Origin of the sequence: Bacillus sp. BD48 (assembly GCF_046566805.1) — a bacterium.
Lineage (GTDB): Bacteria > Bacillota > Bacilli > Bacillales > Bacillaceae > Bacillus > Bacillus safensis.
In genome coordinates this window covers 72,260-85,177 of the sequence record NZ_JANGFM010000005.1, presented here as the reverse complement: position 1 = coordinate 85,177, position 12,918 = coordinate 72,260, and the positions used below count along the sequence as shown (strand labels likewise).

Annotated in this window: 16 protein-coding genes and 1 riboswitch; of the genes, 12 read left to right on the top strand and 4 right to left on the bottom strand. The window is 41.7% G+C overall.

All coding sequences use genetic code 11. From position 1 onward, the window contains the following. Nucleotides 1–82 precede the first annotated feature (82 nt). On the top strand, nt 83–1,327 hold the full coding sequence (gene safA / locus ACLGGR_RS14855) for a SafA/ExsA family spore coat assembly protein (protein ID WP_323648128.1): 1,245 nt from the start codon (nt 83–85) through the stop codon (nt 1,325–1,327). A 333-nt stretch (nt 1,328–1,660) separates the two neighbouring features. Then, nucleotides 1,661–2,275, top strand: coding sequence for a YhcN/YlaJ family sporulation lipoprotein (locus tag ACLGGR_RS14850; protein ID WP_410973361.1), 615 nt, complete (start codon nt 1,661–1,663; stop codon nt 2,273–2,275). A gap of 46 nt (nt 2,276–2,321) precedes the next feature. Here ACLGGR_RS14850 and ACLGGR_RS14845 read toward each other — a convergent pair whose 3' ends face one another. Continuing rightward, the gene (locus tag ACLGGR_RS14845; RefSeq protein ID WP_410973360.1) at nt 2,322–2,954 is read right to left on the bottom strand and encodes a LysE family transporter; all 633 of its coding nucleotides are present in this window, start codon (nt 2,952–2,954) and stop codon (nt 2,322–2,324) included. A 235-nt stretch (nt 2,955–3,189) separates the two neighbouring features. After that, nucleotides 3,190–3,298, top strand: a riboswitch (TPP riboswitch). 127 nt (nt 3,299–3,425) lie between these two features. On the opposite strand from ACLGGR_RS14845, the gene thiC reads away from it, so the two are divergent. After that, nucleotides 3,426–5,186 (top strand): phosphomethylpyrimidine synthase ThiC, encoded by a 1,761-nt coding sequence (gene thiC / locus ACLGGR_RS14840; RefSeq protein ID WP_410973359.1) that lies wholly within the window; start codon nt 3,426–3,428, stop codon nt 5,184–5,186. Between the two features lie 35 nt (nt 5,187–5,221). On the opposite strand, the gene ACLGGR_RS14835 is transcribed toward thiC, so the two are convergent. Continuing rightward, the gene (locus ACLGGR_RS14835; RefSeq protein ID WP_185907627.1) at nt 5,222–5,368 is read right to left on the bottom strand and encodes a hypothetical protein; all 147 of its coding nucleotides are present in this window, start codon (nt 5,366–5,368) and stop codon (nt 5,222–5,224) included. A gap of 191 nt (nt 5,369–5,559) precedes the next feature. Between ACLGGR_RS14835 and ACLGGR_RS14830 the strand changes: the two genes are divergently transcribed. Further along, nucleotides 5,560–5,742, top strand: a complete 183-nt coding sequence (locus ACLGGR_RS14830; protein ID WP_008342761.1) for a hypothetical protein — start codon at nt 5,560–5,562, stop codon at nt 5,740–5,742. A 32-nt stretch (nt 5,743–5,774) separates the two neighbouring features. Here ACLGGR_RS14830 and ACLGGR_RS14825 read toward each other — a convergent pair whose 3' ends face one another. Next, nucleotides 5,775–6,419, bottom strand: a complete 645-nt coding sequence (locus tag ACLGGR_RS14825) for a protein kinase family protein (protein ID WP_410973358.1) — start codon at nt 6,417–6,419, stop codon at nt 5,775–5,777. A gap of 239 nt (nt 6,420–6,658) precedes the next feature. Here ACLGGR_RS14825 and ACLGGR_RS14820 point away from each other — a divergent pair, with 239 nt between their 5' ends. From ACLGGR_RS14820 to yajC, 7 genes are all read left to right on the top strand, one after another. After that, nucleotides 6,659–7,159, top strand: a complete 501-nt coding sequence (locus ACLGGR_RS14820) for an intercompartmental signaling factor BofC (RefSeq protein WP_073979823.1) — start codon at nt 6,659–6,661, stop codon at nt 7,157–7,159. 148 nt (nt 7,160–7,307) lie between these two features. Continuing rightward, nucleotides 7,308–7,913, top strand: a complete 606-nt coding sequence (gene ruvA / locus ACLGGR_RS14815) for a Holliday junction branch migration protein RuvA (RefSeq protein ID WP_024423144.1) — start codon at nt 7,308–7,310, stop codon at nt 7,911–7,913. Between the two features lie 11 nt (nt 7,914–7,924). Further along, on the top strand, nt 7,925–8,929 hold the full coding sequence (gene ruvB, locus ACLGGR_RS14810; protein ID WP_024423143.1) for a Holliday junction branch migration DNA helicase RuvB: 1,005 nt from the start codon (nt 7,925–7,927) through the stop codon (nt 8,927–8,929). Then, the gene (locus tag ACLGGR_RS14805; RefSeq protein ID WP_012010741.1) at nt 8,922–9,122 is read left to right on the top strand and encodes a DUF2905 domain-containing protein; all 201 of its coding nucleotides are present in this window, start codon (nt 8,922–8,924) and stop codon (nt 9,120–9,122) included. The genes ruvB and ACLGGR_RS14805 overlap by 8 nt, the downstream gene beginning before the upstream one ends. A gap of 34 nt (nt 9,123–9,156) precedes the next feature. Beyond that, nucleotides 9,157–10,185, top strand: a complete 1,029-nt coding sequence (gene queA, locus ACLGGR_RS14800; RefSeq protein ID WP_251216444.1) for a tRNA preQ1(34) S-adenosylmethionine ribosyltransferase-isomerase QueA — start codon at nt 9,157–9,159, stop codon at nt 10,183–10,185. Nucleotides 10,186–10,216: 31 nt separating this feature from the next. Further along, nucleotides 10,217–11,362 (top strand): tRNA guanosine(34) transglycosylase Tgt, encoded by a 1,146-nt coding sequence (tgt, locus tag ACLGGR_RS14795; RefSeq protein WP_024423141.1) that lies wholly within the window; start codon nt 10,217–10,219, stop codon nt 11,360–11,362. Between the two features lie 47 nt (nt 11,363–11,409). Next, a complete protein-coding gene (gene yajC / locus ACLGGR_RS14790) occupies nt 11,410–11,676 on the top strand; it encodes a preprotein translocase subunit YajC (RefSeq protein ID WP_003216659.1) in 267 nt (88 codons plus the stop codon). A gap of 49 nt (nt 11,677–11,725) precedes the next feature. Here the strand turns inward: yajC and ACLGGR_RS14785 are convergent, their stop codons facing one another. Beyond that, nucleotides 11,726–12,103 carry a TIGR04086 family membrane protein gene (locus ACLGGR_RS14785; protein WP_410973357.1) on the bottom strand — a complete coding sequence of 126 codons (378 nt, stop codon included), beginning with the start codon at nt 12,101–12,103 and terminating at the stop codon, nt 11,726–11,728. 152 nt (nt 12,104–12,255) lie between these two features. Here ACLGGR_RS14785 and ACLGGR_RS14780 point away from each other — a divergent pair, with 152 nt between their 5' ends. Continuing rightward, nucleotides 12,256–12,918 (top strand): DUF421 domain-containing protein, encoded by a 663-nt coding sequence (locus ACLGGR_RS14780; RefSeq protein WP_410973356.1) that lies wholly within the window; start codon nt 12,256–12,258, stop codon nt 12,916–12,918.

Here is a 12,918-nt window from a genome sequence, read left to right as displayed (position 1 = left end):
AAATAGGCATAAATTTATGTTGAAACATATTGTACTTCTGACATAACCGTTACGTTCACGTTTTGCATAGGAGGGGAAAACGTTGAAAATTCATATTGTGCAAAAAGGAGACTCCCTTTGGAAAATTTCAAAGAAATACGGAGTCGACTTTCAAGAATTGAAAAAACTAAATTCACAGCTCAGTAATCCTGATTTGATCATGCCGGGTATGAAGATTAAAATTCCATCTAGTGGTGTTCCTGTTAAAACAGATCATCACAAAGCAAAAGAAATGCCAAAAACGAAAGAACATCCGTATGTGAAAGAAAAGCCAAAAGATGTCGTGCAAGTGCAAGATACGAAACCGAAGGAAAAGCCAAATGAACCGGTACCTTATGTACCGCCAGTGCCAAAGATTGAGCAGCCAGTTTTTCCGCAAGTCGATGTGAACTATTATCAGACCAATCTCTACCAGCCATTCACGCCTCCTCCCAAAAAAGATCATCATGAGAAAAAAGATCACGTTCATGACAAAAAGGATCACAAGGATCATTTTCATCATGAAAATAAAGACCATAAAGATAACAAAGATCATTTTCATCATGAAAATAAGGAACATAAAGACCACAAGGACCATTTTCATCACGAAAATAAAGGTCATCTAAAAGAAGAAGTGGCAAAGGGGTATGATCCGTTTATTCATATTCCGCATCAAAAAGAGGAGGGAAAAGATATGGAGCATAGCAATTACCCAAACCTTCCTAATTTCCCGCAAATGCCAAATGTGGGAGGGGCAGCGGTTGGAGGAATAGCTGAAAATAAGGAGCATCATCACCAGCACCATCATCATGAACCATATGATCCTTATTATGGTTATGGTCATTACATGCCAGCAATGTATCCATATCCGCAGCAAATGGTGCCGGCATCGCCAATCTTACCGGGATCAGGCCTATGTTATCCTATCCAGCCGTATTATCACCATCACATGATGCCATATCCATATCCGGCTCATTCGTATTATCCTGCGTATCAAGCGCCAGCTTACTACGGGGAAAATCTTGAGCATCATGCAAACGACGGACATCACTGGCATCACCATATGCATTCAAACGCCAACGCAAATGCCAACGCAAATCAAGGCTTTTATCCAAACGTTTCAAATGCAGCATATGGCAAGGAAGACTGCGGATGTGATGATGGCATGAAGCATCATCAGCCTTGGCCAGGGCATTATCCAAATCCTGTTCCTTATGGCCAAATGGGGGCTTATCCAGCTCAGCCTTATATGCAGCCATATCCAGGTCAATCCGTTTTTGCAAGGCCGGAGGAAGAAGAAGAGGATTAATGACAGAAGGAACGATCTCAATCGTTCCTTTCAGCGTGTAGACAAACCCTCGCATTCGGTGTCAGGTCTGCGCTCCGGTGCTCACGAATGTCAAATTCGCTCCGTTCCGGTGCTCGCCCTTCCTAGACTGCAAAGGTTTTCTATTACGCTGAAAAGAAGACAAAGGGCTAAAATCAAGAACATTTTAGCCCTTTGTCACCAATCAGAAGGAACGATCTCAATCGTTCCTTTTTTTGTTTATAACTGACAGCTTGATTTTCCTCCTAACTGTACATGCTAAAACAGAGCCTGTTTCGCGCTCATGAGATTGAATTTGTACAGGGGGTTTTTCGTTTGCAAAAATGGCAAAAAACAATCGCATTAGTGCTTCTTCCTATTGGTTTAACGGCATGTGGTGCAAATCATAACGCAGGTGTCGATACACGTCATAATCAATCAGGTCAGCCGGTTGGTTATCATTCGAATCAACGAGCGGCAGACAACAACCAGGATCATCAAGGACCAGTTTCTGAACTCATGGAGGGAATGAACGGTAGAAATACAACGAATGTTGATTACCGTACACGTCCTGAAGCTGATGATCGAATGCCTCTCACAGGTGGAGATGGACGCTACAGTCATGGAGATATGAACTATCATAACCAAATGTCGTTCTCAGGCTACGATAAACAAGAGAACATCCAGCGTTCAAGAAAAATTGCCAACCGCGTCAATAAAATGAATCACGTGGCAGACTCTCAAGTCATGGTGACGGATGAGAATGTGTATATTGCCATTAAATCAGATGGCCGCCTGACGTCAGAAGGCGTATCACAAGTAGAAGAAGCAGCGACTCGTTATGCGGATGGAAGAGCAGTCCAAGTCATAAAAGATGAAGGTGCATTCACACGTTTCAGAGATATGAGAAGAACGCAATTTGAAACAGGCCAAACTGGCATGACCCGGTAGTTTGACATCAAAAAGGCTAAAGTTCATCACGAACTTTAGCCTTTTCTTAAAAAAAAACCTTGATGCCTATATAAAATTCGTAAAAGAAATAACAGCCAAACCCTAGTAATAAAATACCAGCAATAATGGATGTCCACTTGATCATCGTTCGATTCATCACTTTTCTTGTTAAGGATACAAGTGTGAGAAGACCGATGTCATGAAGGAGAATCCCTGCCAAGATACCGCCGGCAGCCAGCATAAATTCAGATGAATCTGTTTTTGTATAAGCATCCGCAAGTACAGCACCAAAAACAGAAACCCAGAACACAAGATTTCCAGGGGATACCGCCACGAGCAAGCCGTTTCGATATGTTTTTGCGAATGATTTATTGACCTTTTCTCCTGCTAAATGGATATCTTGATCCGCATTTTTAATGGAATCGTATGCAAGAATCATTAAAAATACAGCTCCGATCAGCCAGAGAGGGATTTGAACAAACGGCAAAGATAAAAATTGAGCAAATCCAGCATATAAAGCCAAGATGAGTAATAAGTCTATGGTCATACCACCTGCTCCGACAGTTAAGCCATGAAAGAATCCATTTTTCAGTCCCTGTTTTGTCATTTCAACCGTGATTGCTCCAACAGGCAGAGCAATTGAGAATCCTACGACGATAAATGTGAGAAATGTTTGCAATCGACTAGAACTTCCTTTGAATAGATTGTATAAAAATTCTCCGTTTAGATTAATTATACATAATAGGAGAAAAGGATCAACGATTATTTTAGATTTAATTGAAATGAGAGAGACAGATCATGTATAGAAGTCTGTATATCAACATGATCTATGAAGCTTGTAGGGGAAAGGAACTATTTTCCTGAATTCTCTTTTTTTCATGATGTCTCTATGCTACACTGATGTGGAAATCAATAAAAGTGACTAGGGGTGCCCGTAAATGGGCTGAGAGAGTAGCGTAAGCTTCTTAACCCTTTGGACCTGATCTGGCTCGTACCAGCGTGGGGAAGTTGAAGATGATGCATGGATCATATCAATGATATGCATGTTTATTTCTGACGACGAAACCAGGTTCTTTCAATAGAGCCTGGTTTTTTTGCTGGTGCTGATTCCATCCTGTCCGGTGACAAGAAGAAAAGGAGAGAACAGCAAATGAAAGAAAAGAAAAGTGTCCCATCCAACCAATCATTATTATCCAGCTTTGACGGCAGCCATAAGGTGTATGAGAAAGGATCAAGACCCGATATTTTAGTGCCAAAAAGAGAGATTGCGCTCTCACATACTGTGACAGAGGCGGGCGACATAAAAAATGTACCAGTCCGTGTATACGATACGAGTGGACCGTACACTGATGAGAACGTTCATATTGACGTCACAAAAGGATTAAAGCGTCTTAGGGCAGCATGGATTGAAGAAAGAGGAGATACAGAAAGCTATGAAGGGCGTCATGTAAAACCGGAAGATAACGGATATCGTTCAAGGGAGAAGGAGTCCTTCCATTCTATCCAGACTGATTTTCATCATATACCGCTCCGTGCGAAACAAGGAGCGCGCGTGACGCAAATGCATTATGCCAAAAAAGGCATCATTACGCCTGAAATGGAGTTTATCGCAATAAGAGAAGAGCTAAGCCCTGAGTTCGTTAGAGAGGAAGTAGCGAGCGGAAGAGCCGTCATTCCTTCGAATATTAACCATCCAGAAAGTGAACCAATGATTATCGGAAGGAATTTTCATGTCAAAATCAATGCGAATATTGGCAATTCAGCTGTTACGTCATCCATTGATGAAGAGGTAGAAAAGATGACGTGGGCGATCAGATGGGGGGCAGACACAATGATGGACCTGTCTACTGGAAAGGACATTCATACAACGAGAGAATGGATCATTCGAAATTGCCCAGTCCCAGTAGGAACCGTTCCTATCTATCAGGCCCTTGAAAAAGTGAATGGAATAGCAGAAGATTTGACGTGGGAAGTGTATAGGGACACATTAATTGAACAAGCAGAGCAAGGTGTAGACTATTTCACGATTCATGCGGGCGTGCTATTAAGATATATTCCGCTGACAGTTGATCGGGTGACAGGAATTGTTTCAAGAGGCGGTGCGATTATGGCAAGATGGTGTCTTGCTCATCATCAAGAGAATTTCCTTTACACACACTTTGAAGACATTTGTGAAATTATGAAAACGTATGATATCGCCTTTTCTCTTGGAGATGGACTTAGACCAGGCTCGATTGCTGATGCCAATGATGAGGCGCAGTTTGCAGAGCTGGAAACGTTAGGTGAGTTAACAGAAATCGCTTGGAAACATGATGTGCAGGTAATGATTGAAGGGCCTGGTCATGTCCCAATGGATAAAATCAAAGAGAATGTGGACAAGCAAATGGATATTTGCAAGGAAGCACCATTTTATACGTTAGGGCCACTTACAACAGATATCGCGCCGGGGTATGATCACATTACATCCGCCATCGGCGCTGCCATGATCGGCTGGTACGGAACAGCCATGCTGTGCTATGTAACGCCAAAAGAGCATTTAGGTCTGCCGAACAAAGAAGATGTGAGAGAAGGCGTGATCGCCTATAAAATTGCCGCACATGCTGCTGATCTAGCAAAAGGACACCCTGCTGCTCAAAGGCGTGATGATGCATTATCAAAAGCGAGATTTGAATTTAGGTGGCGGGACCAATTCAACCTGTCACTTGATCCAGAAAGAGCCTTGGCGTTCCATGATGAAACATTGCCTGCTGAAGGTGCTAAGACTGCTCACTTTTGCTCGATGTGCGGACCGAAGTTTTGCAGTATGAAAATTTCCCATGATATCCGCAATCAATCTGAAGAAGTGAAAAGAGAGATGGAAAAGAAGGCGAAGGAGTTTGTCAGTCAGGGAAGTCAAATTTATCAGCCCTAAAAAAGAACCTCGCACGCATGCTGTGCGGGGTTTTATCAAACGGCTGAGAAGGCTTTTCTTAAAAGGTGAAAAAATGCCTTTGCTGCATATGCCATCATGTCCACACTCGGAATGAGAGCATCCGCTAAATGAAAAAAGACTGTTTGTTTTTCTGGAGATGTTCGTTTCTTTTTCTGCTTCATCAAGGGAAGCCTCCTTTTTAATCAATATACTTCTTTGCAGATCTGAGAGATAGATATGTTGTTTGAATTTAAACAAAATTTAAACTTCTTGGGTTTGGATGGAAACAAGGAGGGGAAACGAGTTGAATAGAGAATGAATGAAAAGAGCTGATCTATTTGACCAGCGAACAAGAAGAGTGGAAGGTGATCTTATGATGAAAGTATTTAAGGTAACATTTCATATGAACAATGGGGAAGTGCTTGATTTCGAGCTAAAACGTCCAGCTACCTATGATGTGTATAAAAAAATTGAAGAAGCCAATCATTGGTTTAAGCTGAATAATGAAATCATTAACCTATTAAACGTCAATAGTATCCATGTAGAAACAGAATAACGCAGAAAGCCGCTCATAGAGAGCGGCTTTCATTATGCAGAAAAATCATTTCGATTATTAAGCTGCCCACGGGACAGCCAGTTCTTTTTATACAAATAAGCAATCACTTCAAGCCACAGACGCGGTGCTTTTTTAGGGAAAAAAGGTTTTTGGTAATAGGCATAAGCGGCTTTTAAATCATCCCATTGATGACATGCTTTCGTTTGCGTGAATCTGGCAACGTCAATGACCCTGATCCGTCCTTCTTTTGTTAAGATCAGATTGCGCAGATGGATATCAGAAGGATTCAATCCTTTCTCACGCGCTTCCTCCAGCGCATCATCGACTTGTTCAATCATTTGTTTTTTAATTGGAATTCCTTTTGTAAGGCATTCATAGAATGTGTAGCCTTTAATATATTCCATTAAAATATACTGATCCCCAGACTCATAAATCTCAGGGTAGTAAGACGATCCAGAAAGTTTTTCGTAAATGGCAGCCTCTTTGCGGGCAATATGCTGATAAGAAGGGAAAAAGACTTTTAGTGCCATTTTCTTGCCGTCTTTTTTGTATAAAAACACATAGGCACTTCTTCCTTTGCCGCACAGCTCAAGCTCTGCCGGTTTATAGGCAAGTTTATGAAAACGTTTATCTTCATGATACTGAATCGATTCGGCTAATCTTTTGACATCTGACATTGACTTCACCTTCTTTGGTTTCAGTTTATGCGGCTGAAAAACGAATGATGAAAAAACCGTGTCATTCGATAAAGCAATGGATTGTATAAAACATAACATTTACGAATGAAGGATACAACGAAAGACTCTTACCATACATTTGAATGATCGATTTGGTTAATGTTTAGAAAAATGGGTCAAACTACATATGTCATGCATCGATCTCATGTTCTAAAGAGGTGTAAATAGTGAAAGTGAAGATGAAATGTTTCGTTACAGGACTTATCATGACAAGTGTGCTTTTTTTCGCTGCGGATATGGAAGGAAAAGAACACTTGCAAAAGCAGTCAAACTCTATCACTGTCCAGCTTGAAAAAGTCTATCTAGATGGTGATGTGAGTATTGAAAGACACCGGGCATCATTAGAAGACAAAGATACATTCTGGGCGCAGTATAAAGGCTGGACACTGGTAGAACAAAAAGAGGATTTTGCCCTTTTTAGAAAGCAAATTGATGATATCTCTCCATTAAGTAAAGCAAATGGATATATCGGATTATCAGAGGACGGTGTGATTTCTACGTTTCATGGAAGGCCTGACGGCTGGGCGGAGCCTATTCATCTCTTTTTTCAAATTGATACGTCCCGTTTAGAAAGTCATGTGGAGAAGCAGCTTGAGCAAGGTATTCCTTTTCGAACAAAGGATGAATTTGAGCATGTGCTTGAAGTCATGAAGCCTTACCGAAATGAAATATCGTTTTAAAGCGTGTAACAGCTTGCTGGTGTGAAGGCCGCAAGCTGTTTTTCGTGGTTTCATCATAAAATTGTGCTGAGCGAACGTATGTTAACTTTTATTGCGGTTTTCTCTTCGATTTATGTTACAATGAAGAACAGTCAAAGAGGTGAAAACGGTGATAGAGTTTGTAAAAGGGACCATTGATTATGTGTGCCCGCAATATGTTGTCATTGAAAACGGCGGAGTGGGATATCAAGTCTATACCCCAAACCCGTTTATCTATCGAGTAAATAAACAAGAAACGATTTATACGTATCATTACATAAAGGAAGACGCATTTTCGTTATACGGTTTTCAAACACGAGAAGAAAAAGCGCTGTTCACAAAACTGTTAAATGTCACAGGAATTGGGCCAAAGGGTGCACTCGCCATTCTTGCTTCCGGTGATCCTGGCGCTGTCATTTCAGCAATAGAACGTGAAGATGAAGCGTTCCTGATCAAATTCCCTGGTGTGGGCAAAAAAACAGCACGTCAAATCATTCTGGATCTAAAAGGCAAACTTGCAGATGTAGTGCCAGAAATGATTGGCAACTTATTTAATCACGAGGACCACATTCAGGTCGAAACGCAGCAAACTGCACTAGATGAAGCGCTTGAAGCCTTAAGTGTCCTTGGATACGGTGATCGTGAAATCAAAAAGGTTCTTCCATTATTAAAAGAAGAAAAGAATCTCACAACCGATCAATATGTAAAAAAAGCTTTACAAAAAATGTTGAAATAGGGTGATGTCTCATGGATGAACGGCTCGTCTCAACTGAAGCAGACAACCATGAATCAGCCATTGAGCAAAGTCTGCGGCCACAGACACTTAGCCAATATATCGGTCAGCAAAAAGTAAAGGATAACCTCAGCGTATTTATTGAAGCTGCCCGTATGAGGCAGGAAACGCTTGATCATGTCCTTTTATATGGACCTCCTGGACTTGGGAAAACAACGCTTGCGTCGATCATTGCCAATGAAATGAATGTTCAGCTGCGTACAACGTCAGGACCAGCAATTGAGCGTCCTGGTGATTTGGCGGCCATCTTAACATCTCTTGAGCCAGGTGATGTATTGTTTATTGATGAAATTCACCGCTTGCAGCGCTCAATTGAAGAAGTGCTGTACCCAGCAATGGAGGATTTTTGTTTAGATATTGTCATTGGAAAAGGAGATACAGCACGCTCTGTACGGCTTGATTTACCGCCATTTACGCTTGTAGGTGCAACGACCCGTGTCGGGCTGTTAACAGCGCCGCTTCGTGACAGGTTTGGGGTACATGCAAGATTGGAATACTATGAGCAAAGAGATTTGGCTCACATTGTGGCAAGAACAGCCGAGCTGTTTGAGATTGGGATCGATATTCGCTCTGCCGAAGAGATTGCGAGACGTTCCCGTGGAACACCGAGGGTTGCCAATCGTTTGCTCAGAAGAGTAAGAGATTTTGCGCAGGTGCTTGGGAATCATGCCATTACGCAGGATATTGCGGAAGATGCCCTAGAGCGTCTTCAAGTCGACAGACTTGGCCTTGATCATATAGATCATAAGCTGCTTTTAAGTATGATCGAAAAATTTAGAGGTGGTCCTGTTGGGCTTGATACAATCTCAGCGACAATTGGAGAAGAATCACATACGATTGAAGATGTGTACGAACCGTACTTATTGCAAATTGGTTTCCTGCAAAGAACACCAAGAGGGCGGGTCGTCACAAGAGAAGCGTATGAACATTTTCAAATGGAGGTTCCGATTCGTGACTGAATTCCCTAAAATATTAATGATTTTAGGTGGTGTCCTTTTTGCCGCAGGATTAGTATTTCAATTGGTTGGTAAGCTTCCAGGTGATATTTTTGTGAAAAAAGGAAATGTAACGTTCTTTTTTCCTGTCATTACATGCATTGTCATTAGCATCGTACTAACCATATTACTTAATATCTTTGGACGGATGAAATAACGTTAACTAGTTAACTACAGAATAGGTGAAGGAAATGAAGCTAGAACTATTTGATTTTGATTTACCAGAAAGATTGATTGCACAAGTGCCGCTTGAACAACGAGATGCATCAAGACTGATGGTCTTAAACAAACAAACGGGTGCGATGACACATGATACATTCTCACAAATCATCGATTACTTTCAAACGGGTGATTGTCTCGTTCTAAACAATACGCGCGTTCTGCCTGCACGTCTGTTTGGTATGAAAGAGGATACAGGTGCCAAAGTTGAGCTGCTTCTATTGAAACAAGAAGAAGGAGATAACTGGGAAACACTTGTCAAACCAGCCAAACGGGTGAAAAAAGGGACGGTTATCACTTTTGGTGATGGACGGCTCAAAGCGGTATGTACAGAGGAAATGGAACATGGCGGAAGAAAAGTCGAGTTTCAATATACAGGCATTTTTTATGAAGTGCTTGAATCCCTTGGTGAAATGCCGCTGCCTCCATATATTAAAGAGCAGCTTGACGATCGTGAACGCTATCAAACCGTTTATTCAAAAGAGGTCGGCTCCGCTGCTGCGCCGACTGCCGGTCTCCACTTTACAACCGAGCTGCTGGATGCGCTGAAAGCGAAAGGTGTACACATTGCTTTCATTACGCTGCACGTTGGGCTTGGCACGTTTCGTCCGGTGAGTGCAGAACGTATTGAAGAACACGAAATGCACGCAGAGTTTTATGAAATGAATGAAGAAACAGCTGATGAGCTTAATCGCGTTCGCATGGAAGGCGGGCGGATTATTTCAGTCGGCACAACGTCAACAAGAACGCTTGAAACCATTGCAAGTGCACATGATGGTGAGTTCAAAGCCTCAAGCGGCTGGACGTCGATCTTTATTTACCCTGGCTACACATTCAAGGCAATTGATGGCATGATCACGAATTTCCATCTGCCAAAATCCTCGTTAATTATGCTTGTCAGTGCATTAGCTGGACGAGAGCACGTACTAAAAGCGTACAATGAGGCTGTTAAAGAGGGATACCGATTCTTCAGCTTTGGCGATGCCATGCTGATTCAATAACATCATACAACAAAGACAGGAGGGCTCATTTTTGTCGCAATTACCGATACGTTATGAGTTCATTAAATCATGCAAACAAACAGGTGCACGTCTTGGCCGCGTTCATACACCGCACGGCTCCTTTGAAACACCTGTATTTATGCCAGTAGGTACACTGGCTACAGTCAAAACAATGGCGCCTGAAGAATTAAAGGCAATGGATGCAGGCATCATCTTAAGCAATACGTACCACCTATGGCTTCGTCCAGGTCACGATATTGTAAAAGAAGCAGGCGGTCTGCACAAATTTATGAACTGGGATCGAGCGATTTTAACAGATTCAGGCGGATTCCAAGTTTTTTCATTGAGTGAATTTAGAAAAATTGAAGAAGAAGGCGTTCACTTCCGTAATCACTTAAATGGAGATAAGCTGTTCCTATCTCCTGAAAAAGCCATGGACATCCAAAATGCACTTGGCTCTGATATTATGATGGCATTTGATGAATGCCCGCCGTATCCTGCAGAGTACGATTATATGAAACGTTCTGTGGAGCGGACAAGCAGATGGGCAGAGCGCTGTCTAACAGCGCACCAGCGTCCTGAAGATCAAGGACTGTTTGGGATTGTCCAAGGCGGAGAATACGAAGAGCTTCGAAAACAAAGTGCAAAAGACCTTGTTTCACTTGATTTCCCAGGCTACGCCATCGGAGGCTTATCTGTAGGGGAACCAAAAGATGTGATGAATCGTGTACTAGAGTTCACAACACCATTTTTACCGGCAGACAAGCCAAGATATCTAATGGGTGTCGGCTCGCCAGATTCCTTAATTGACGGCGCCATTCGCGGAGTAGATATGTTTGATTGCGTACTGCCAACGCGAATTGCAAGAAACGGCACCTTGATGACAAGTGAAGGCCGTCTTGTTGTGAAAAATGCAAAATATGAGCGTGACTTTAGACCAATCGATGAAAACTGTGACTGCTATACATGTAAAAACTACACACGCGCCTATATTAGACATCTCATCCGAACAAATGAAACGTTCGGAATTCGATTAACAACTTATCATAATCTTCATTTTCTGTTAAAATTAATGGAGCAAGTGAGAGAAGCTATCCGTGAGGATCGTTTAGGTGATTTTAAAGAAGAGTTTTTTGAGCGTTATGGCTTTAACAAACCGAATGCGAAAAACTTTTAACGCATAAACGAAAGGCTTTACAATGCTTTAGAAAGGGGTGAAATAGAATGGATGGTGGTATGGGTTCAATCATTATGATTGTTGTCATGTTTGCTGTGCTTTACTTCTTGTTAATCCGTCCACAGCAAAAGCAACAGAAAGCTGTGCGTCAGATGCAGCAATCTTTATCAAAAGGCGATAAAATCGTCACAATCGGTGGATTACACGGTGAAATCGACTACATTGATGAATCAAAAGTGGTCATCAAAACAAGCGAAAACAACCGTTTAACTTTCGATCGTCGTGCTATTAGAGAATTAGCTGACAAAGGCTAATCCTCCGATACATAGCCATAAAAAAAGAGCGATATCATTCGCTCTTTTTTTATTTGCCTCTAAGATTGACGCCAATCATTCCTCCCAGCATACAAATGCCTAAAAATGCCCCATGATAGATGAGCTGCTCTGGTGAGAACGTTTTTCCAAACCCCAAATATTGAAATAGAAATACAGTGAGGGAAAAGATCAACGACGTGATCGCACCAATTAGCCAGCCGCGCTCCTTAGCTTTCCCGCCAGAAATGATGCCTCCTAATAAAAGGGCAGCAAAGGACAAAATCAGAATCATCCATTTAAATGATGATTCCTGCATACTTGTGAATGTAAGCATGAGCGCCACAAGTAAACTTGTGACAACCATCACGACAAAAATGGCAATTAAGCCGGATAAAATGCCTTTTCCAATTTGTTTCGTTTCCTGCATGTAGATTCGTCTCCTCTCCAATTGAACGAAGCTTGTCTTTTACTAAAATGTATTCACAGTGAAGAAAAAATAGACATGTTTCAGACGTTTCTTTTCTACATAAATAAAGTGTTTTGACACAAGCTATGTTGGAGAAGGAGGGTTTACATCACATGCAGGACATCTTGATCATTTCCATGAGAACCATCATTTTATATTTTCTTATCTGGTTTATTTTTCGCTTAATGGGCAAAAGGGAAATTGGCGAGCTGAGTATTTTAGATTTAGTCATTTTTATGATGATTGCTGAAATTGCAGTTCTCGCCATAGAAGAAGTAGAGGATCACATGTTACATACGGTATGGCCAATCCTGCTGTTAACCTTCATTCAAATCACACTTGCCTACCTCTCATTGAAATTCCAAGGTGTCCGGCGCTTTCTTGACGGCAAACCGGCCCTGCTCATCATCAATGGGAAAATAGACGAGGGTGCAATGAGAAAACAGCGATACAATTTTGATGACTTGCTCATTCAATTAAGAGAAAATAACATCGACAGCATTCAGGATGTCTCTTACGCCATTTTAGAGCCGTCTGGAAAGCTCGCCGTTGTCGAAAAAGAAAACAAGCGCAAACATGCAGCGCTTGAGCTTCCACTTATTGCGGACGGTGTCGTGCAGATTGACCACCTTAAGCAAATCAATCAAAATGAACAGTGGCTGAAAGATGAGCTTTCTAAACGAGGCTATCATGATATCGATCAAATCTCTTACTGCAGCTTTAATCAAAAAACGTTTTATATTGATTTGAAAGATGAAGTGATTAAAAAGAGATGA